At 73.1% G+C, this 18,652-nt stretch carries 22 protein-coding genes; 12 read left to right on the top strand and 10 right to left on the bottom strand.

Translation table 11 applies throughout. The features are described from left to right. Positions 1-16: 16 nt before the first annotated feature. Positions 17-400, bottom strand: a complete 384-nt coding sequence (locus OTB16_RS02855; RefSeq protein ID WP_267718184.1) for an ATP-binding protein — start codon at positions 398-400, stop codon at positions 17-19. Positions 401-730: 330 nt separating this feature from the next. Then, complete coding sequence (locus OTB16_RS02850) at positions 731-1,729, bottom strand: hypothetical protein (protein WP_267718182.1); 999 nt, start codon at positions 1,727-1,729, stop codon at positions 731-733. 86 nt (positions 1,730-1,815) lie between these two features. Here OTB16_RS02850 and dapE point away from each other — a divergent pair, with 86 nt between their 5' ends. After that, a complete protein-coding gene (dapE, locus tag OTB16_RS02845; protein WP_267718181.1) occupies positions 1,816-2,910 on the top strand; it encodes a succinyl-diaminopimelate desuccinylase in 1,095 nt (364 codons plus the stop codon). A gap of 25 nt (positions 2,911-2,935) precedes the next feature. Here the strand turns inward: dapE and OTB16_RS02840 are convergent, their stop codons facing one another. After that, positions 2,936-3,382: an RNA-guided endonuclease InsQ/TnpB family protein gene (locus OTB16_RS02840; protein ID WP_420717595.1), complete on the bottom strand. Its 447-nt coding sequence runs from the start codon at positions 3,380-3,382 to the stop codon at positions 2,936-2,938. Between the two features lie 311 nt (positions 3,383-3,693). Between OTB16_RS02840 and OTB16_RS02835 the strand changes: the two genes are divergently transcribed. Beyond that, entirely contained in the window at positions 3,694-4,461 is a 768-nt protein-coding gene (locus OTB16_RS02835) for an LOG family protein (protein ID WP_267718180.1), read from the top strand. A gap of 34 nt (positions 4,462-4,495) precedes the next feature. Here the strand turns inward: OTB16_RS02835 and folP are convergent, their stop codons facing one another. Continuing rightward, positions 4,496-5,356, bottom strand: a complete 861-nt coding sequence (gene folP, locus OTB16_RS02830) for a dihydropteroate synthase (RefSeq protein ID WP_267718179.1) — start codon at positions 5,354-5,356, stop codon at positions 4,496-4,498. 76 nt (positions 5,357-5,432) lie between these two features. On the opposite strand from folP, the gene OTB16_RS02825 reads away from it, so the two are divergent. Further along, positions 5,433-5,834, top strand: coding sequence for a DivIVA domain-containing protein (locus OTB16_RS02825; RefSeq protein ID WP_267718178.1), 402 nt, complete (start codon positions 5,433-5,435; stop codon positions 5,832-5,834). Continuing rightward, on the top strand, positions 5,831-6,406 hold the full coding sequence (locus OTB16_RS02820) for a DNA-3-methyladenine glycosylase I (RefSeq protein WP_267718177.1): 576 nt from the start codon (positions 5,831-5,833) through the stop codon (positions 6,404-6,406). Before OTB16_RS02825 ends, OTB16_RS02820 begins: the two co-directional genes overlap by 4 nt. A gap of 19 nt (positions 6,407-6,425) precedes the next feature. On the opposite strand, the gene chcB is transcribed toward OTB16_RS02820, so the two are convergent. Next, the gene (gene chcB / locus OTB16_RS02815; protein ID WP_267718176.1) at positions 6,426-7,229 is read right to left on the bottom strand and encodes a 2-cyclohexenylcarbonyl CoA isomerase; all 804 of its coding nucleotides are present in this window, start codon (positions 7,227-7,229) and stop codon (positions 6,426-6,428) included. 329 nt (positions 7,230-7,558) lie between these two features. Here chcB and OTB16_RS02810 point away from each other — a divergent pair, with 329 nt between their 5' ends. Further along, positions 7,559-7,726: a DUF3117 domain-containing protein gene (locus OTB16_RS02810; RefSeq protein ID WP_003966491.1), complete on the top strand. Its 168-nt coding sequence runs from the start codon at positions 7,559-7,561 to the stop codon at positions 7,724-7,726. Positions 7,727-7,857: 131 nt separating this feature from the next. Continuing rightward, positions 7,858-8,475: a hypothetical protein gene (locus OTB16_RS02805; RefSeq protein ID WP_267718139.1), complete on the top strand. Its 618-nt coding sequence runs from the start codon at positions 7,858-7,860 to the stop codon at positions 8,473-8,475. A gap of 22 nt (positions 8,476-8,497) precedes the next feature. Here the strand turns inward: OTB16_RS02805 and OTB16_RS02800 are convergent, their stop codons facing one another. Further along, a complete protein-coding gene (locus OTB16_RS02800; protein WP_267718138.1) occupies positions 8,498-9,160 on the bottom strand; it encodes an O-methyltransferase in 663 nt (220 codons plus the stop codon). A gap of 178 nt (positions 9,161-9,338) precedes the next feature. Between OTB16_RS02800 and sigE the strand changes: the two genes are divergently transcribed. The 5 genes from sigE (at position 9,339) to OTB16_RS02775 (ending at position 13,711) form a co-directional block, all read left to right on the top strand. Continuing rightward, a complete protein-coding gene (sigE, locus tag OTB16_RS02795; RefSeq protein ID WP_267718136.1) occupies positions 9,339-10,118 on the top strand; it encodes an RNA polymerase sigma factor SigE in 780 nt (259 codons plus the stop codon). Next, positions 10,115-10,777 carry a zf-HC2 domain-containing protein gene (locus OTB16_RS02790; RefSeq protein WP_384128040.1) on the top strand — a complete coding sequence of 221 codons (663 nt, stop codon included), beginning with the start codon at positions 10,115-10,117 and terminating at the stop codon, positions 10,775-10,777. The genes sigE and OTB16_RS02790 overlap by 4 nt, the downstream gene beginning before the upstream one ends. Before the next feature lie 54 nt (positions 10,778-10,831). Next, entirely contained in the window at positions 10,832-12,310 is a 1,479-nt protein-coding gene (locus OTB16_RS02785; protein WP_267718134.1) for a S1C family serine protease, read from the top strand. Positions 12,311-12,427: 117 nt separating this feature from the next. Continuing rightward, complete coding sequence (locus tag OTB16_RS02780) at positions 12,428-12,874, top strand: sec-independent translocase (protein ID WP_267718132.1); 447 nt, start codon at positions 12,428-12,430, stop codon at positions 12,872-12,874. A gap of 114 nt (positions 12,875-12,988) precedes the next feature. Beyond that, positions 12,989-13,711: a hypothetical protein gene (locus tag OTB16_RS02775; RefSeq protein WP_267718394.1), complete on the top strand. Its 723-nt coding sequence runs from the start codon at positions 12,989-12,991 to the stop codon at positions 13,709-13,711. 89 nt (positions 13,712-13,800) lie between these two features. Here OTB16_RS02775 and OTB16_RS02770 read toward each other — a convergent pair whose 3' ends face one another. The 3 genes from OTB16_RS02770 to OTB16_RS02760 all read right to left on the bottom strand — a co-directional run bounded on the left by OTB16_RS02770 (position 13,801) and on the right by OTB16_RS02760 (position 17,014). Beyond that, positions 13,801-14,916, bottom strand: coding sequence for an Mrp/NBP35 family ATP-binding protein (locus tag OTB16_RS02770; RefSeq protein ID WP_267718393.1), 1,116 nt, complete (start codon positions 14,914-14,916; stop codon positions 13,801-13,803). 93 nt (positions 14,917-15,009) lie between these two features. Beyond that, the gene (locus OTB16_RS02765; protein ID WP_267718392.1) at positions 15,010-15,516 is read right to left on the bottom strand and encodes a DUF1003 domain-containing protein; all 507 of its coding nucleotides are present in this window, start codon (positions 15,514-15,516) and stop codon (positions 15,010-15,012) included. 226 nt (positions 15,517-15,742) lie between these two features. Next, the gene (locus tag OTB16_RS02760; protein ID WP_267718130.1) at positions 15,743-17,014 is read right to left on the bottom strand and encodes a magnesium transporter MgtE N-terminal domain-containing protein; all 1,272 of its coding nucleotides are present in this window, start codon (positions 17,012-17,014) and stop codon (positions 15,743-15,745) included. 176 nt (positions 17,015-17,190) lie between these two features. Here OTB16_RS02760 and OTB16_RS02755 point away from each other — a divergent pair, with 176 nt between their 5' ends. Next, positions 17,191-18,033, top strand: coding sequence for a hypothetical protein (locus OTB16_RS02755; RefSeq protein ID WP_267718128.1), 843 nt, complete (start codon positions 17,191-17,193; stop codon positions 18,031-18,033). A gap of 57 nt (positions 18,034-18,090) precedes the next feature. Here OTB16_RS02755 and OTB16_RS02750 read toward each other — a convergent pair whose 3' ends face one another. Next, the gene (locus tag OTB16_RS02750) at positions 18,091-18,606 is read right to left on the bottom strand and encodes a hypothetical protein (protein ID WP_267718126.1); all 516 of its coding nucleotides are present in this window, start codon (positions 18,604-18,606) and stop codon (positions 18,091-18,093) included. Positions 18,607-18,652 lie beyond the last annotated feature (46 nt).

Raw genomic sequence — 18,652 nt, 5'->3', positions numbered from 1 at the left:
CGGTGTCGTACGGCGGTCAGCCGCCGAGCGGCAGCCCGCCCAGCGGCAGGGCCCCGGTCAGGGAGCCCGTGGGCAGCGAGCCGGTCGGGAGCTCGCCGGTCGGGAGCGAGCCCACGGGCAGGTCCTTCGCGGCCGGCAGCCCGCCGAGCATCGGCGCCGCGGTGCCCACCAGGTCGGCGGCGGGAGAGGCGGCGGCCGGCACGGCCTCGGTGGCGGTGTCCGTGGCCGCCGTGGCGTCGGCGGTGTCGGGGGCGGTGAGGGGTGCGGTGAGCGCGTCCAGCTGCGGCACGGACTCCAGGCCCGCGGCGCTGGCCGCGCCGGCCGCACCGACCACGGGCGCTGCCCCGGCTGCGAGGAGCAGCGCGGCACGGGCGATCCGGCGGGTCAGGGGGAGGGACATGTTGCTCCTAAGCGGTAGCGGCTGAGTACGCCGTGTACAACCGCTCGCGGGGCGGGTGAAGTTGCGGATGCCCCGGGTAAAGGATCAGTAACGCATCGTTTAATCGGCCTGCGTGACAAATGCATTCAGCACGCGCCCACCAGGCCTTCCGTACCTCTGGGGACCCGGAAGGACGCCACCCGGTCCACCCCCGCACGGGTGACGCCTCGCACGTGCGGCCGGGTGCCTTCCGCGGCGTTTCGGGCCGCCTCCGCAGCGCCCTCGGCGGGCGCGCTCGGATCTCAGCGGGCCCGGCGGTCTCAGCGGCCTCCGCGGGCGGCCTCGGCGGTCTCAGCGGGCGGTGTAGATCCGTACCTCGGCGCCGGGGGCGTCCTGCCGGTCGCCGCCCCCCGGCGCGCCGTCCGCGGCCCGGGGCCGCCACGCGCGGCCCGCCCGGCCGCCGGTCCAGTCGCCGCCGCCGTACGAGACCCGCGCGATCCCCAGCTCCTGGGACCGGGCCACCGCCCAGTGCGCCACGGCCCGGCCGCGCCGCTCCTCGGCCGGACCGCCGTCCCGCTTCAGCCGGACGTCGACCCGGCCCTCCGCCGCCGCGCCGGCCGCCGCCGCGCCGGCCGCCGCCGCGCCGGCCGCCGCCGCGCCGGCCGCCGCCGCGCCCGGGGCGTTCGACGCCGGGGCGGGGCCCTCGCCCAGCGCCTCCTTGCCGAAGGCCCGTACCAGCTCCGCGCGCACGCGCTCCGGATCGCCCGCCGCCGGGACCGGGCCCGAGCAGACCAGGGTGCCGGCCCCGCCGAAGGCGGCCGTCAGGACCGTCGCGTCCGGCTCGTGCTTCGCGTACGCCTGCGGGAAGCCGCTGCGCTGCACCTTCTGCGCGGCCACCGTCAGCGGCAGCCGCGAGTACCCCGGAACCTCGACGAGGTGGTCGTAGAAGACCGCGGCCGAGTAGACCGGGTCCGTGATCTCTTCCGGGGTGCCCCAGCCCATGGAGGGCCGCTGCTGGAACAGGCCCAGCGAGTCCCGGTCCCCGTGGTCGAGGTTGCGCAGCGCGGACTCCTGCATCGCCGTCGCCAGCGCGATGGTCACCGCCCGGTCCGGCAGGCCCCTGGAGATCCCGACGGCCGCTATCGTCGCCGCGTTCGAGGCCTGCTCCGGGGACAGCTCGTACTCCTCCGGATCCGCCCCGGCCGCGGAGGCGGTGCAGTACGGCGCGCCGCCGCCGTTGGAGTTCCGCTGCGCGGCGAAGTACCCGATCACCGCGAACAGGACGAGGAGACCGACGGCCACGCGCAGCGGTCTGCGGCGGCGGGGGCGGGGAGGACGGTTCTCGGACACGCCGCCCACCGTACTTGAGGCATATGACGCGTCCACCGGCCGGACGACGCGCGGTCCGCGCGGCACCGGGCGCTAGGGTCGTTTCCATGTCCGAATCCGAGCTGGACCTCACCCTGGACGCCGCCGAGCTGACCGCCCGGCTCGTCGACATTCCGTCCGTGAGCGGCGACGAGAAGGTACTCGCCGACCTCGTGGAACACGCGCTGCGCGCCCTGCCGCACCTGACCGTGGACCGCTTCGGGAACAACGTCGTCGCCCGCACCCACCTGGGCCGCGACCAGCGCGTCGTCCTCGCGGGGCACCTCGACACCGTGCCGATCGCCGGCAACGTCCCCTCCCGCCTCGACGAGAACGACATCCTGTGGGGCTGCGGCACGACCGACATGAAGTCCGGCGTCGCCGTGCAGCTGCGCATCGCCGCGACCGTGCCCGAGCCCAACCGGGACCTCACCTTCGTCTTCTACGACCAGGAGGAGGTCGCCGCCGACCTCAACGGCCTGGGCAAGGTCGCCGAGGCCCACCCCGACTGGCTCACCGGCGACTTCGCCGTCCTGCTGGAGCCCTCGAACGCCGAGGTGGAGGGCGGCTGCCAGGGCACCCTGCGCGTCCTGCTCCGCACGGCCGGCGAGCGCGCCCACTCCGCGCGCAGCTGGATGGGCTCCAACGCCATCCACACCGCGGGCCCGATCCTGGCGAAGCTGGCGGCGTACGAGCCGCGCAGGCCGGTCATCGACGGCCTGGAGTACCACGAGGGCCTCAACGCGGTCCGCATCGAGGGCGGCGTCGCCAACAACGTGATCCCCGACGCCTGCACGGTGACGGTCAACTTCCGCTACGCCCCCGACCGGAGCGAGGCCGACGCGCTGGCCCACGTACGGGAGGTCTTCGCGGACTGCGACATCGCCGCGTTCGAGGTCGACGACTCCTCGGGCGGCGCACTGCCCGGCCTCGGCCACCCGGCCGCCGCGGCCTTCATGGAGGCGGTCGGCGGCCGCGCCATGCCGAAGTTCGGCTGGACGGACGTCTCGCGCTTCAGCGCGCTGGGCGTCCCGGCGGTCAACTACGGCCCGGGCGACGCCCTGCTGGCCCACAAGGTGGACGAGCGCGTGGAGACGAAGGCGATCCTGCACTGCGAAGAACGACTCCGGACCTGGCTGACCTCGTCAACTACCCGCCCTTGAGGGGCAAGGCTTGCGTTACAACGCATCACCGGGTGTGATGCGTCGTCCGCGTCCGGCCGTCTCGCTGGTGCGGGACGGCGGGGGCCGGTGACGGGGCCCCGCTTCGCCACAGCATCTGCGCGCGTGCGCGGATGTTGCGGGAGCCATTGCGGTCTGCATGAGCAACGAATCCGCAGGACCGGCATGCGAAGCGGGCCTGTGAGACCCGGTTCGCCTTGTCCACGTGTCCGCATTCGGCGCAGGTGCGCGAGGTGTACGCCGGATCGACGTACACGACGGGCACCCCTGCCCGGCGGGCCTTGTACGCGATGAACTGGCCGAGCTGGGCGAAGGCCCAGGAGTGCAACGTGGCCCGTTGGGGCTTCCTCAGCCGTACCCGTTCGCGGATTCCGGTCAGGTCCTCCAGAGAGCATGCGATCGTCGTAGGGCTGAGCGGAGTCGGTACGGAAGGCGAGCGGCTTCTCCGTTGCACGCCGGCGTCGGGCGGAGCCGGACCGTCCGAGGTTCCCCGCCCGCGCGTGCGCCGTGAGCGAGGCGTAGGAGTCGGCGACTTTCTTGATCACATGCTGAGCCGCCTGCACAACCAGCTTCATGAGGCGAGAAGCTACGCACTCGCACGCAAGTCTGTGGGGCGAAGGCTTGTTCCTGACTGCTTTCAGTGACGCATCGAGTGTGTGTGCGTTCGGTGAGCCTTCCCGGCCACGCCATGAACTCGTCGAGTTCCGATGGTCGTCACCCTGCTGTGTCTACCCTGATCCAACGATCAGCAGGAGGGAGCACATCATGGGCAACCACGGCAATCCCGACGCGTCCGCTCGTCACCGGCCCGAGGAGCAGCAGCTCGGACCGGTGCTGAGGAGGCGCAGCCAGGTGCAGGCGGGCAGTACGACGGACCAGCGGCTGCTGGATTCGGCCGGGCCCTCCGAGTGGGTGCACACCGATCCCTGGCGGGTCCTGCGCATCCAGTCGGAGTTCATCGAGGGCTTCGGCACGCTCGCCGAGCTGCCGCCCGCGATCAGCGTGTTCGGCTCGGCACGGACCCCGGTCGACTCGCCCGAGTACGAGGCGGGCGTACGGATCGGGCGCGCGCTCGTCGACGCCGGCTTCGCCGTCATCACCGGCGGCGGCCCGGGCGCGATGGAGGCGGCCAACAAGGGCGCCCGCGAGGGCAACGGCATCTCCGTCGGCCTCGGCATCGAGCTGCCCTTCGAGCAGGGGCTCAACGAGCACGTCGATCTGGGCCTGAACTTCCGGTACTTCTTCGTCCGCAAGACGATGTTCGTGAAGTACAGCCAGGGCTTCGTGGTGCTGCCGGGCGGTCTCGGCACGCTGGACGAGATGTTCGAGGCGCTCACCCTGGTGCAGACGCAGAAGATCACCCGCTTCCCGATCGTGCTGTTCGGCACGGAGTACTGGAGCGGTCTGATCGACTGGCTGAAGAACACGGTGATCGCCCAGGGCAAGGCCTCGGAGAAGGACCTCTACCTGTTCCACGTCACGGACGACGTGGACGAGGCCATCGCGCTGGTGACGAAGGAAGTCGGGAAGTAGGACCCGCCGCCCGGGGCGTGCCCCCGCCCCGGGCTCAGGCCAGGCCTCGGCGGGCTACCGCCGGGGGCCGGTGGCCCTGGATCGAGGCCACCATGTCCAGGACCTGCCGGGTCTCCGCGACCTCGTGGACGCGGTAGACCTGCGCGCCCAGCCAGGCCGAGACGGCCGTCGTGGCCAGGGTGCCCAGCAGGCGTTCCTTGACCGGCTTGTCCAGCGTCTCGCCGACGAAGTCCTTGTTCGACAGGGAGACCAGCACCGGCCAGCCCGTGTCGGCCATCTCCGCCAGCCGGCGGGTGGCCTCCAGGGAGTGCCGGGTGTTCTTGCCGAAGTCGTGGCCCGGGTCGATCATGATCGACCCCCGCGGCACGCCGAGGGCCGCGGCGCGTTCCGCCAGGCCCACCGTGACGCGCAGGATGTCCTCCATCACGTCCCCGTACGCGATCCGGTGCGGCCGCGTGCGCGGTTCGACCCCGCCCGCGTGGGTGCAGACGAGGCCCGCGCCGTAGCGGGCGGCGACCTCGGCCAGCTTGGGATCGACCCCGCCCCACGCGTCGTTCAGCACGTCCGCCCCGGCCTCGCACACGGCCTCGCCGACCTCGTGCCGCCAGGTGTCCACGCTGATCACCACGTCCGGGTGGCGGCGCCGGACCTCGGCCACGAAGCCGACCGTGCGCCGGGCCTCCTCGACCGCGTCCACGTGCTCGCCGGGACCCGCCTTGACGCCGCCGATGTCGATGATGGCGGCGCCCTCGGCCACCGCCCGCTCGACCCGCGCGAGCGCCGGCTCGTCGCGGAACGTCGCGCCCTGGTCGTAGAAGGAGTCAGGAGTCCGGTTCACGATGGCCATGATCACCGGCTCGTGGGTGTCGAACTCGTGCCTGCCCAGTCGCAGCATCCTGCTCTTTCCTCCTTCGGCGGCCCTCGCGCCTCGCCTGCGACCTTAACCTGGTGGCCGGAGTCTCTCAGGGGAGTTGATCGTGTTCTTCTTCTTGATGATCGCGCTGGTCGTGGTCGTGGCAGCGGTCACCCTCGCGGTGGCCGGCGGCGGCTCGGAGGCCGTCCTGCCGGAAGCGGAGCCGGACCGGGTGGCCGATCGGCTGCCGGAGACCCGGCCCGTCGTACGGGCGGACATCGACGCCCTGCGGCTGCCCGTCGCGCCGCGCGGCTACCGGATGGCCGAGGTGGACGACGTACTGGAGCGGCTGGCGGCGGAGCTGGCGGAACGCGACGCGCGGATCGCCCGGCTGACCGCCGACCGGGACGGCGGCGCACCCGGCGAGGCGGGCGGCGCGCCCGGTGACGAGCCGGCCGACGCCGCGGGCGCGGCCTCCGCGGGCGGACAGGTCGACCTCACCAAGGACGCCGGGCGATGACCGGCGCCGTGGCCGGCCCGGACGGCGGCCCGCGCTGCCCGTGGGGGCTGTCCACCCCGGACTACGTGGCGTACCACGACACGGAGTGGGGCCGCCCGGTCCACGGCGACGACGCGCTGTACGAGCGGCTGTGCCTGGAGGCCTTCCAGTCCGGGCTGTCCTGGCTGACGATCCTGCGCAGGCGGGAGGGCTTCCGTACGGCCTTCGCCTCGTTCGAGATCGCGAAGGTCGCGGAGTTCGGCCCGGCGGACGCGCGGCGCCTGCTCGCCGACGAGGGCATCATCCGCAACCGGGCCAAGATCGAGGCCACGCTGGCCAACGCGAAGATCCTGGCCGGATGGGAGCCGGGCGAGCTCGACACCCTCATCTGGTCGTACGCCCCCGAGAAGCCGGGCCCTGCCCCGCGGTCGACGGCCGACGTCCCGGCGGTGACGCCCGCGTCGACGGCCCTGGCCAAGGCCCTGAAGAAGGCGGGCATCCGCTTCGTCGGCCCGACCACGGCCTACGCCCTCATGCAGGCCTGCGGGCTGGTCGACGACCACCTCGCCGACTGCGTCTCCCGCGGGGCCTGAGCCCCGGCGGGAGACGGGATCACCGCCCCAGGTACTTCGGCTGCTCCTTCGCCAGGAAGGCCTGGACCGCGATCGAGTGGTCCTCGGAGGCTCCCGCACGGGCCTGGAGGGCCTCCTCGCGCTCCAGCGCCTCCGGAAGGGAGCGGGAGGCCCCGTACGCGAGGGACTCCTTCAGCGCGGCGTACGCCACCGTCGGGCCTGCGGCCAGCGTGCGCGCCAGGGCCTCCGCCTCGGCGTGCAGGGACTCCGAGGGCACGAGGCGGTTGGCGATGCCCAGCTCGTAGGCCTCCTGGGCGCGGACCGAACGCGGGAACAGCAGCAGATCGCTCGCGCGGGACGCGCCGATCAGGCGGGGGAGCGTCCAGGACACCCCGGAGTCGGCGGTCAGGGCCACCCCGGCGAACGAGGTCGTGAAGGAGGCGGTGTCGGCCACGACGCGGAAGTCCGCCGCCAGGGCGAATCCGAAGCCCGCTCCGGCCGCCACGCCGTTCACTCCGGCGACCACCGGCTTGGGCATCTCGGTGAGCGCCCGGACGATCGGGTTGTAGTGCTCGGCGACCGTGCTCATGGTGTCCGAGGAACCGCTCTCGCGGTCCGCCGTGAGACTGCCGATGTGCTCCTTGAGGTCCTGGCCGACGCAGAAGGCCCGGTTCCCGGACGCGGTGAGCAGCACGGCGCGCACCGCGGTGTCCGTCGCCGCCGCCAGGACCGCGTCGCGCAGGGCGACCTTGGCCTCGGTGTTCATGGCGTTCATCGCGTCCGGACGGTTGATGGTGATGGTCGCGAGTCCGTCGGTCACTTCGTAGAGCACGCTGTCGGCCATGGCAGGGGTCCCCCTTCGTCGCGGGCTTGGCTACCGGCCGGTATCGGCGGGTGCAAGGGCCAGCATGGCGGACCGGGCCGTGCGCGCACATGTGATGTGCGTCAAAGAAAGCGGAAGCCATTACCAGGGGGCAGCGGCGAAGTATCGCAGGCGGGTCCCCGAAATGAGTGGTTTTGGCCGAGCGCGTTGCCCAACCGTTCACAGCCGATGTTGGTCATCGGGTCCTGACATGCGGGATAATGGCCAAGAAGCAATGTGTTCGATGCCGGGTACTAGGCGCCTGAACGGTGCCGTCGGCTGACGATGTGGTTTCAGGAAGGGGAACGAGCATGGCGGCCATGAAGCCGCGGACGGGCGACGGCCCGCTCGAGGTCACCAAGGAGGGGCGGGGCATCGTCATGCGCGTACCGCTCGAGGGCGGTGGTCGGCTTGTCGTCGAGCTGACCCCCGACGAAGCGGACGCCCTGGGTGACGCCCTGAAGAAGGTCGTCGGCTGATACGTCGGCACCCTCTGCGTTCTCCGCACTGCCCCGGCCGCTCGTCCCGACGAGCGGCCGGGGCAGTGTCGTGTCCCGGGAGGTCCCGGCCGGACCGCCAGCCCCGACCGTTCCCGTACGCCGGAGCCCACGTGACCTTCGCGCCTCCCGCGCCGCCCGCCTTCGCCGACTGCACGCCGCGCGAGAAGGCCGCCCGGATCATCTCCGACGTCCTCGCGCCGGCGAATTTGGTGGTCGCCCAGCTCCTCCTGATCGGCCGGCACGGCACCGGGTCGGCGGCCGGCCTCGGCTGGGGGCTGCTCGCCGCCCTGTTCTGCGGGGTGGTCCCGCTCGGGATCATCACCCTCGGCGTCCGGCGCGGCACGCTCACCGACCAGCACATCCGGGTGCGCCGGCAGCGGGTCGTCCCGATGGCGCTCAGCCTCGTCTCCGTCGCCGCCGGGATCACCCTCCTGCGGGTCCTCAGCGCCCCCGCCGACGTCTTCGCGCTGGTCGTCGCGATGCTCGTCGGCCTGGTGTCCTCGCTGTTGGTCACGATCGGCTGGCAGATATCGATCCACATGTCGGTGGCCGCCGGCACCGTCATGATCCTGTTCCTCGTCTTCGGCCCCGCGGCGCTGCCCGCCGCCTTGGGCGCCGCGGCCATCGGCTGGTCCCGGCTCGTCCTGCGCGCGCACACCCCGGCCCAGCTCCTCGCGGGCGCCGCCCTCGGCGGCACCGCGGCGCTCACCTTCGCGCTGCTGCGCTGACGCGTGGTGAGGGGCCGACGGCTCAGCGCCGTACGGCGCACAGCAGGCCGTCGCCCACCGGGAGCAGCGCGGCTTCCAGCGCGGGGCTCTCCCGGACGCTGCGCAGCAGCTCGCGGACGCGGAGCACCTCCACCGGCTGGGCCGCGGAGTCGACCGTACGGCCGTCGGAGAAGACCCCCTCGAAGCAGACCAGCCCGCCGGGGCGCAGCAGGCGCAACGATTCGGCGAGGTAGTCGAGGGACTCGGCCGGGTCCCCGTCGCAGAAGACGAGGTCGTACCCGCCGTCGGCGAGGCGGGGGAGCACGTCCAGCGCGCGGCCCGGGATGAAGCGGGCGCGGTTGCCCGCGAAACCGGCGGCGCGGAACGCCTGGCGGGCGAAGGCCTGCCGGTCCGCCTCGGGATCGACCGTGGTCAGCACCCCGTCGGCGCGCATCCCGTGCAGCAGGTGGATGCCCGAAACACCTGTCCCGGTACCGATCTCGGCGACCGACTTTGCGTCCGCCGTGGCGGCGAGCAGGCGCAGCGCAGCCCCGGTTCCGGGTGAAACGGAGCGCAGGCCCGCTTCCCTGGACCGGTCACGGGCCCATCGCAGAGCGTCGTCCTCGGCGACAAACGCGTCGGCGAACGCCCAGCTCGTCTGCCGGTTGCCGGTAATGACCCTCTCCTGTCCCCATAGTTGGCGCAACGGTGACTGTATCCGCTGAGGTCGGGAACCCGCAGATGGGACCGGGCGTTGTGAAGGGTGGAGACGGGATCAGAAGGGACGGCGCCGGGCAGATCGGCGGTCCGGGCCCTTCTGGAGACCGGGCCCTGGGCAAAGTTACTGCAAAAACACTTATCCCAAGCTGACGGAGGGGGTGGCTATGGTAGGGAATCCACTGGACACCACCAGAGCCGACAGGGGAGGTGCGGCTGAGCCTGTGGATCGTGGCGGCGTCCTCAGACGTCTCTTCTGGTCGGCGGGTGAGCCGAAATCCGTGACCGACATTGCTGACCGCATCCACACCGCCGACGCCGCAACCACCGCGACCTTTGCCGCCGATGCGGGCTCGCAGGCGTGGACCCCTCCCTCGTGGGAGGAGATCGTCAGCACGCACAGCGCGCGGGTCTACCGCCTCGCCTACCGTCTGACCGGCAACCAGCACGACGCCGAGGACCTGACGCAAGAGGTCTTCGTCCGCGTCTTCCGCTCGCTGTCCACCTACACGCCCGGCACCTTCGAGGGCTGGCTGCACCGCATCACCACCAACCTCTTCCTGGACATGGTCCGCCGCAAGCAGCGGATCCGCTTCGACGCGCTCGGAGACGACGCCGCCGAGCGGCTCCCGAGCCGCGAGCCGTCCCCGCAGCAGGTGCTCCACGACACCCACTTCGACGCGGACGTGCAGCAGGCGCTGGACACCCTCGCGCCGGAGTTCCGCGCGGCCGTCGTGCTGTGCGACATCGAGGGCCTGTCGTACGAGGAGATCGCCGCCACCCTCGGCGTGAAGCTCGGCACCGTCCGCAGCCGTATCCACCGCGGCCGCTCCCACCTGCGCAAGGCGCTCAAGCACCGCTCCCCCGAGGCCCGCGCCGAACAGCGCGCGCTGGCGGGCGTGGCCGTGGGCGCGCCGGGCACCGGGGGAGAGGGCGGAGCCGAGTGAGCGCGGCCAGTCCGTCCCCCGCCGAACAACACCTGGGCGACCGGCTCGCCGCCCTCGTGGACGGGGAGTTGAATCACGACGCGCGCGAGCGGGTCCTGGCCCACCTGGCCACCTGTGCCAAGTGCAAGGCCGAGGCCGACGCCCAGCGCCGCCTGAAGACCATGTTCGTCGAGAGCGCACCGCCGCCGCTGTCCGCGGGGCTGCTCGCGCGGCTCCAGGGGCTGCCGGGCGGCGGACCCGAGGGTCCCTCCGGTCCCGCGGGCCCCGGAGCTCCGCCGGGCGCCGACCCGTTCGCCTCGTTCGCGTACGCCCTGCCGACGGCCCCCCGGCCGGAGCAGCAGGGGTTCCGCATCCACGAGGTGGGCCGCCCGCGCCGTCGCCTGGCCTTCGTGGCCGCCGGAGCCGTGTCGCTGGCCGCGCTCGCGCTGGGCGGGTCGCTGCCGCTGGAGGCCGTGGAGCCGAACGTCCGGGGCGAGTCCCCCGCGCCCGCCACCAGACCGGGACCGGCGGTGTCCGTGGCCGACGCGGTCGTCCGCGACCGCCGTCCCACGCCCGTCGCCGTCCCCGCTCCGAGCCTGCTGGCGTCGCTGCCGACGCCGCTCCCGCCGCTGCACCCCTCCCCGCCGGCGACGGCTCGACCGGTCTCCCTGCTGCGCTGACGCCGAACCTGGTTGAATCTGCGGCACATGTGCACAGGTACGCGGGGAGCGCCCATGGCCGACAGGCAGCAGACCGATCCGGCTCCGACCTGGTGGAGCCGGCCCGAGGGCACGGCGGAAGGCCACCGCGAGGGGGTACCCGCACCGCGCCCCGAGGCCGGAGCGGACCACGCGGCGGAGCCGGGCCCCGGCCTCGGCCCTGAGCCCGGCCCCGACCACGGCCCGGCGCGGTCCGCGCCCGCCGACGCCGCGCCGCCCCCGTACGCCGGCGCCCCGGCGGACGCGCCCCCGTACGCCGAGACCGCTGCCGGGAACGCCCCGGCGGCCGGGGCCCCCGGGCCCGGGAGCCCCGGCGACCAGGAGGCGCCCGCCCACGTGGTGCGGTACGACCCCTGGGGCGACCAGCCCCTCCAGGTCGTGGACCGGGGCAGACAGCGGCGCGGAGTCGGCCTGTGGCAGCTGGTGGCCTTCGGCGTGGGGGTCGCCCTGCTCGCCGGCGGCATCGGCGGGTACCTCGGCGTGCTCGCCGAGCGCCAGAGCAGCACCCGGCTGGAACTGCCGCAGGCGGGCGCCGCCGACACGGGCCGGGCGCCCGGGAGCGTGGCCGGGATCGCGGCCACCGCCCTGCCCGGCGTGGTGACCCTGCACGTGCGCTCCACCGACGGGAGCGGGACCGGCACGGGCTTCGTCATCGACGCCCAGGGCCACATCCTGACCAACAACCACGTCGTCGGCGACGCCAAGGAGATAGGCGTCACCTTCAGCACCGGCGAGAGCGTCAGCGCCGAGCTGGTGGGCCGGGACACCGGATACGACCTGGCCGTGGTCAAGGTCGGCGGGGTGCGCGGGCTCCGCCCGCTCAGCCTCGGCAACTCCGAGAACGTGCGGGTCGGCGACCCGGTGGTGGCCATCGGCGCCCCGTTCGACCTCTCCAACACCGTCACCGCCGGCATCATCAGCGCCACCGGCCGGCCCGTCACCGCGGGCGGCGACAAGGGCGACGGCAGCGACGTCAGCTACGTCGACGCGCTCCAGACCGACGCCCCCATCAACCCCGGGAACTCCGGCGGCCCCCTCCTCGACGCCAAGGCCCACGTGGTCGGCATCAACAGCGCCATCCGCGGAGCCGACAAGGACGATCCCGACCGGCAGGGCGGCTCCATCGGACTGGGCTTCGCCATCCCCATCAACCAGGGCAAGCGCGTCGCCGAGGAACTGATCCGCACCGGCCGCGCCACCCACCCGGTCATCGGGGTCACGCTCGACCTCCAGTACACGGGCGACGGAGCCCGGGTCGGGGACAAGGGCGCCGACGGCAAGCCGTCCGTCGTCGCCGACGGGCCCGGCGCCCGCGCCGGGATCCGGGCCGGGGACGTGATCACCAAGGTGGACGGGCAGCGCGTACGCGGTGGTGACGAGCTCATCATCAAGATCCGGGCCCACCGACCGGGCGATCCGCTGACCCTCACCGTGCTCCGCGAGGGCCGGGAGCGCACTCTGGAAGTGGTCCTCGGATCGGCGAACGGTTCGTGAGCGGTCCATGACGTCCGGGTGAAACCGCCATCCAGGCGGTACGCAGGTATGGGCCCGCGGAGAACGCCGGGTACCGTGTGTCCAGGCCCGAAGTGAAGAGAGCCGAGGAGCGGCAAGGTGTTCAACGACATAGGCGCACTCGAACTTGTCACGATCGTGGTGCTCGCCATCCTCATCTTCGGTCCCGACAAGCTGCCCAAGGTCATCCAGGACGTCTCGGGCATCATCCGGAAGATCCGCTCCTTCTCGGACAGTGCGAAGCAGGACATCCGCTCCGAACTCGGCCCCGAATTCAAGGACTTCGAGTTCGAGGACCTGAACCCGAAGACCTTCATCCGCAAGCAGCTGGGCGAGAACGAGGACCTCAAGGAGATCCGCAGCAGCTTCGATCTCCGCAAGGAGCTGAACGACGTCAGCGACGCCGTCAACAGCCGCGAGACCGACGCCGCGCCGGCCGCCGCGACCCCGGCCGCCACGCCCGCCGCCACCGGCCCGGACCTGCTGAAGAAGCCCGCCGCCCCGGCCGTCGAGCAGCCCGCCCGTTTCGACGCCGACGCCACCTGAGCCGCGCCCTGCCCGGCTATCCGGGGTCCGGTGGCTATCCTCCATCTGTCCGGACGCAGGACGCCCGAGGGGGGCGGGCCGCCGACGGACCCGACGGAACGAGAGGCCGCGCAGATGGAGACGACGAGCAGTAGCCGGGTAGGGACGCAGCCCGCCGAAGCCCCCGCCGCCGCACAGCAGGACCCGCAGGACACGCAGGATCCGCCCGCACAGCCGCTGGACGAGGCCAATCCCGTCCCGGTGGCCCGCCGGACGGCGGAGGGCTTCCTGGCCGCCGACTTCCCCTGGTACGGGCTGGACGGGGCCTTCGCGGGCCGCCGCTGGCTCATGCAGGTCGCCGTCGCCGCCGACGGCACGGTGGAACACGGCTCGACGGGCCACGGCGACGAGCCGTCCGCCCGCGGCGAGCTCGCCACCGGCGAGAAGGAGCGCTTCGCGGTGGTCGTCACCGTCGCGAGCAACCCGCTGCGCCGCAGCGGCGACGGTACCGGCGTCCTGGAGGCCACCTCGGTCTCCTCGGCGGCCTGGCTGGCCGGCTCCGGGCTGCTGGCGTACAGCTGGCCCGGACAGATGGACCACTCCCTGCGCAGCGACTGGCTCGACCAGCAGACCGAGGCCGCCTGGGAGCTCGCGGACGACCTCGGAGGCGAGGACTGGTCCACGCTGTCCCTGCCGGTGGACGGGGAGCCGACGCCGTTCCACTACCGCGAGTCGGAGTTCGGGTGGGTGCTGGCCGGCTCCACCGGCAGCGGGGTGCACCTCGGCGCCTACGGGCGCGGCATGAGCGCGTACGGGATCGGCTTCGCCGCGATCGAGGACCTCGGCACCTACGAATAGCCCCCGGCGGACACCACGCGAAAGGCACCGCGGGAACCGGTCCCCGCGGTGCCTTTCGCACGTCCGGTACGGGCCGCGGCCCGCCCGCCTCAGAACTTGTTGCGCGGGGTGATGCCCAGGGACATGCCCGACAGGCCGCGCGCGCGGCCGCCCAGCTTGCCCGCGATGGCCCGCAGGGCCGCGCCTGCCGGGGAGTCCGGGTCGGACAGGACCACGGGGGTGCCGTCGTCGCCGCCCTCGCGCAGCCGGACGTCGATCGGGATCGAACCCAGCACGGGCACCGAAGCGCCGACGGTCTTGGTCAGCCCGTCGGCGACCCTCTGGCCGCCGCCCGAGCCGAAGACGTCCACCATCTCGTCGCAGTGCGGGCACGGCAGGCCCGACATGTTCTCGACGACGCCGACGATCTTCTGGTGGGTCTGCACCGCGATCGACCCGGCCCGCTCCGCGACCTCGGCCGCGGCCTGCTGCGGGGTGGTCACCACGAGGATCTCGGCGTTCGGGACCAGCTGGGCCACCGAGATCGCGATGTCGCCGGTGCCCGGGGGCAGGTCCAGCAGCAGCACGTCCAGGTCGCCCCAATACACGTCGGCCAGGAACTGCTGGAGGGCCCGGTGCAGCATCGGGCCGCGCCACACCACCGGCGCGTTGCCCGGGGTGAACATGCCGATCGAGATGACCTTCACGCCGTGCGCCGACGGCGGCATGATCATGTTCTCGACCTGGGTCGGGCGGCCCTCGACACCGAGCATCCGCGGCACGCTGTGCCCGTAGATGTCCGCGTCGACCACGCCGACCTTCAGGCCGTCGGCCGCCATCGCGGCGGCCAGGTTGACCGTGACCGAGGACTTGCCGACGCCGCCCTTGCCGGACGCCACCGCGTAGACGCGGGTCAGCGAGCCCGGCTTGGCGAACGGGACCTCGCGCTCGGCGGTGCCGCCGCGCAGGGTCGTCGCCAGGTCCTTGCGCTGCTCGTCGCTCATCACGTCGAGGGTGACGGCGACGGAGGTGACCCCGGCGACCCGCTCCACGGCCTCGGTGACGTTCTTGGTGATGGTCTCGCGCATGGGACAGCCCGAGACCGTCAGGTACACGGTGACCGCGACCGCGCCGCCCTCGCCGATCTCCACCGATTTGACCATGCCGAGCTCGGTGATCGGCCGGTGGATCTCGGGGTCGTTCACCGTCGCCAGCGCGTCCAGGATCGCGTCCTGCTCCGGAACGGCGGCGTCGGCGGAGCTTGTGTCGGTAGCCATGCACCGATGGTACGGCTCGGTAGCACGGCTCGGGATAGCCCGCTAGCGGTCGGCTTCGTCACGTTCGTCGGGGAATAGCCTGCGCTCGTCCATCTCCTTGATCAGGTCCTGGAATTCCGAGCGGATCCAGTCGCGCGTGGCGACCTCGCCCAGACCCATCCGAAGGGCCGCGATCTCCCTCGTCAGGTACTCCGTGTCGGCGATGGAGCGCTCGTTCTGCTTGCGGTCCTGCTCCAGGTTGACCCGGTCGCGGTCATCCTGCCGGTTCTGCGCGAGCAGGATCAGCGGAGCGGCGTACGAGGCCTGGAGCGACAGCATCAGCGTCAGGAAGATGAAGGGGTACTGGTCGAACCGGAGGTCGTCCGGCGCGAAGATGTTCCACAGCACCCAGACGACGACGACCAGGGTCATCCAGACGATGAACCGGCCGGTGCCGAGGAAGCGCGCCACCCGCTCCGACAGCCGCCCGAACGCCTCCGGGTCGTACTCGGGCAGCAGCGACCGGCGCGGCGCCCGCGGCTGGTCCAGCCGGACCCGCTGGCGCGCCAGCGCGCTCGACCCCGTCGCGGCGGCCGCCTTCGCCCGCTCGGCCCGCTGCTCGGCCCGTTCCGCGCGCTCGGCCCGCTCGGCCCGTTCGCCGCGCTCCCGCACCCGGTCCGCGGCGTCCTCGAGCCGGTCCGACAGCCCGTGGTCGCGCCCGCGCGCCTTCGCCTGCTCGCGCCGCTCCCGGCTCAGCTCCCGGCGGCGCTCCCGCCCGTGCTCGCCGCGTCCCCGCTCAGTGGCCACCGACGGCCTCCTCGGAATGGAAGTCCGTCTCCCGCCAGTCGTCCGGCAGCAGGTGGTCCAGTACGTCGTCCACCGTCACCGCGCCGAGCAGCGAACCGCTCTCGTCGACGACCGGGACGGCCACCATGTTGTACGCGGCCAGGTAGCTGGTCACCACCGGCAGCGAGGCGTCCGGGCGCAGCGGCGGCAGGCCCGTGTCGACGATCGAGCTGACCAGGGTGAACGGCGGGTCCCGCAGCAGCCGCTGGAAGTGCACCGTGCCCAGGTACTTGCCCGTCGGGGTCTCGTCGGGCGGCCGGCACACGTACACCTGGGCCGCCAGCGCCGGCGACAGGTCCGCCTGGCGCACCCGGGCCAGCGCGTCGGCGACCGTCGCGTCCGGCCGCAGCACGATCGGCTCGGTGGTCATCAGACCGCCCGCCGTGCGCTCCTCGTACGACATCAGGCGCCGCACGTCGGCCGCGTCGTCGGGCCGCATCAGCGTCAGCAGCCGCTCCTTGTCGTCCTCCGGCAGCTCGGAGAGCAGGTCGGCCGCGTCGTCCGGGTCCATCGCCTCCAGGACGTCGGCGGCCCGCTCCTCCTTCAGCTTGCCGAGGATCTCCACCTGCTCGTCCTCGGGCAGCTCCTCCATGACGTCCGCGAGCCGGTCGTCGTCGAGGGCGCTGGCCACCTCGGCGCGCCGCTTGGGCGACAGGTGGTGCAGGACGTTCGCCACATCGGCCGGGCGCATCTGCTCGAAGGTGGCGACCAGGTTCTCGGCGCCCTGCCCGTGCTCCTCCAGCGAGAAGCCCGTCACCGCCGACCACTCCACCGTCAGGGTCTCGCCGCGCCGGCGCAGCGCGCCCGCCTTGCCCTTCCGTACGAAGATCTTGTCGATCTCCCAGTCCCGGCGGGCCGGCAGCTGCTGGATGGCCACGTCCAGGACGGTGACCTCCTCGTCGTCGGCGACCAGGCGCACCCGCCGGTCCAGGAGTTCGCCGAGGACCAGCCGTTCGGTGGGCCGCTGCTCGAAGCGCCGCATGTTGACGACACCGGTGGTGATCACCTGCCCGGACTCCACTCCCGTGACCCGGGTCATCGGCAGGAAGATCCGGCGCCGGCTGACCACCTCGACCACCAGGCCCAGCAGCCGGGGCGGGCGGCCGCCGACGCGCAGCATCGCGACCAGGTCGCGGACGCGGCCGACCTGGTCGCCGTTGGGATCGAAGACGGGCACACCCGACAGATGTGAGACGAAGATCCGCGGGGCGCCTGCAACCATCCGAGCGCCTCCTAGAGCGTCAATCAACAGTCCTGCCGCCCCTCAGGCTAGCCCGTGCCCCGGGAAAGCGTCCTGGTGGGGCGGTCCGGCCGGGGCCCCGGGGGGCCTGAAGGGGGCGGGCCGCGGGCGGGTACGCTGCCTGCTGCCCGCAGACGACCGACGAGAGGCACGTGCCCGTGACCGCCTACCTCCCTGCCGCGCGGCTGCGCCGGGCCGCCCTCATCGGTGCGTTGTGCGCGGGCCTCGCCGTCACCGGTACGGGCTGTGGGGAGGACCCGGACCCGGACAAGGGCACGAACGGCGTCGGCAAGCTCTCCGCCGACAAGATCGAGGCGAAGGCGAGGGCCGCGGCGACGGAAGCCGACTCGGTGCACCTGTCCGGCACGCTGGTGAGTGGCGGCAAGTCCTTCACCCTCGACATGCGGCTGAAGTCCGACGGCGGCTCCGGCGAGGTGAAGTCGCAGGAGGACACCTTCCAGGTGCTGCGGGTGGGGGAGCAGCTCTACCTGAAGGCGAGCGCGGCCTTCTGGGGCGAGTCCGACTCGGCCGGCAAGCTCGGCGACAAGTACGTCAAGGTCCCGGAGAGCGACCCCACGTACAAGCAGTTCCGCGGTTTCACCGACATGGACGTGCTGCTGGACGGGCTGCTCGGCCTCCAGGGCAAGCTGGCCAAGGGCTCCTACAGCACGGTCGGGCCCACGCGGGTCGTCCAGGTGACGGGGGACAAGGGCAAGGGCGGCAAGCTCGCGGTGTCCCTGGAGGGGACCCCGTACCCGCTGCTCCTTGAGCGCGCGGGCGGCGCCGGCCGGGTAGAGCTCGCCGAGTGGGGCAAGGTGTTCCCGCTGGACCCGCCCGCGCAGGACCAGACGGTGGACTACGGGTCGCAGCTGCCGACGACCAAGGACCAGGGCGGCACCGGAACCGCTCCGGCCCCGTCCAAGAGCACGGGCGCGGGCCAGAGCGCGGGCCGGAGCGCCGGGCAGAGCGCGGGCCAGGGATCGAACCCCACGGGCCCCTGACGCCCTGCGGGCGTACGGAACCCCTGCGGGTGTACGGAACGACTGTGACGACACCCCCTAGCGGCGGGCCGCCCGCTTCCGCTTCAGCAGCAGCTTCGGCAGGGCCGCCGGGACGGGCTCGCGGGTCGTCGCCGGGGAGCCCGTCGGCGCCGCGGCCAGGGAGCCGGTCGGCAGTTCGGCCCGTACCGACTCCGGCTCCAGGCGCAGCAGCCGGCACTCGCGGGCCCACCGCTCGGTCATGTCCTCGGAGTCGGGCGCGTTCAGCCGCTTGCCCTTGAGCTCGGCGACCGCGGCCGTCCACTCCTCGCCGCGCGGCGGGAGCTCGCGCACCGTCGCCGTCCAGGCCACCAGCCGGCCGCCCTTGTCCTTGCTGCGTACGGTCACCTCGGCGCTCGCGCCGTCCGCCAGCCCGGGGAACGGCTGCTCGCCGGGACCGTCGCCCAGCACGTGCGCCGCCCCGTCCACCCAGGCGTGCCACAGGGCGCGGTCGGCGCCGGCGCCGCGGACCCAGACGAGGCCGGACTTCTTGGTGGCCTCCTCGACGAGGGCCAGGTCGAGTGCGCTGAGAGTCATGCGCCCCAGAGTAGGGGGTGGCCCGGCGCGGCCCGCGGCGCGATCC

The sequence above is a fragment of the Streptomyces antarcticus genome, from assembly GCF_026627255.1.
Taxonomy (GTDB): Bacteria; Actinomycetota; Actinomycetes; order Streptomycetales; family Streptomycetaceae; genus Streptomyces; species Streptomyces antarcticus.
The sequence above is the reverse complement of the archived record's forward strand: the minus strand, read 5'-3'. Positions and strand labels throughout refer to the sequence as shown.

What these genes read in the sequence shown, in the direction of transcription:
- OTB16_RS02855 (WP_267718184.1), bottom strand. Translation starts at nt 400, where the DNA reads ATGTCCCTCCCCCTGACCCGCCGGATCGCCCGTGCCGCGCTGCTCCTC.
- dapE (WP_267718181.1), top strand. Translation starts at nt 1,816, where the DNA reads ATGTCCGAATCCGAGCTGGACCTCACCCTGGACGCCGCCGAGCTGACC.
- OTB16_RS02835 (WP_267718180.1), top strand. Translation starts at nt 3,694, where the DNA reads ATGGGCAACCACGGCAATCCCGACGCGTCCGCTCGTCACCGGCCCGAG.
- folP (WP_267718179.1), bottom strand. Translation starts at nt 5,356, where the DNA reads ATGCTGCGACTGGGCAGGCACGAGTTCGACACCCACGAGCCGGTGATC.
- OTB16_RS02820 (WP_267718177.1), top strand. Translation starts at nt 5,831, where the DNA reads ATGACCGGCGCCGTGGCCGGCCCGGACGGCGGCCCGCGCTGCCCGTGG.
- chcB (WP_267718176.1), bottom strand. Translation starts at nt 7,229, where the DNA reads ATGGCCGACAGCGTGCTCTACGAAGTGACCGACGGACTCGCGACCATC.
- OTB16_RS02810 (WP_003966491.1), top strand. Translation starts at nt 7,559, where the DNA reads ATGGCGGCCATGAAGCCGCGGACGGGCGACGGCCCGCTCGAGGTCACC.
- sigE (WP_267718136.1), top strand. Translation starts at nt 9,339, where the DNA reads ATGGTAGGGAATCCACTGGACACCACCAGAGCCGACAGGGGAGGTGCG.
- OTB16_RS02785 (WP_267718134.1), top strand. Translation starts at nt 10,832, where the DNA reads ATGGCCGACAGGCAGCAGACCGATCCGGCTCCGACCTGGTGGAGCCGG.
- OTB16_RS02775 (WP_267718394.1), top strand. Translation starts at nt 12,989, where the DNA reads ATGGAGACGACGAGCAGTAGCCGGGTAGGGACGCAGCCCGCCGAAGCC.
- OTB16_RS02760 (WP_267718130.1), bottom strand. Translation starts at nt 17,014, where the DNA reads ATGGTTGCAGGCGCCCCGCGGATCTTCGTCTCACATCTGTCGGGTGTG.
- OTB16_RS02750 (WP_267718126.1), bottom strand. Translation starts at nt 18,606, where the DNA reads ATGACTCTCAGCGCACTCGACCTGGCCCTCGTCGAGGAGGCCACCAAG.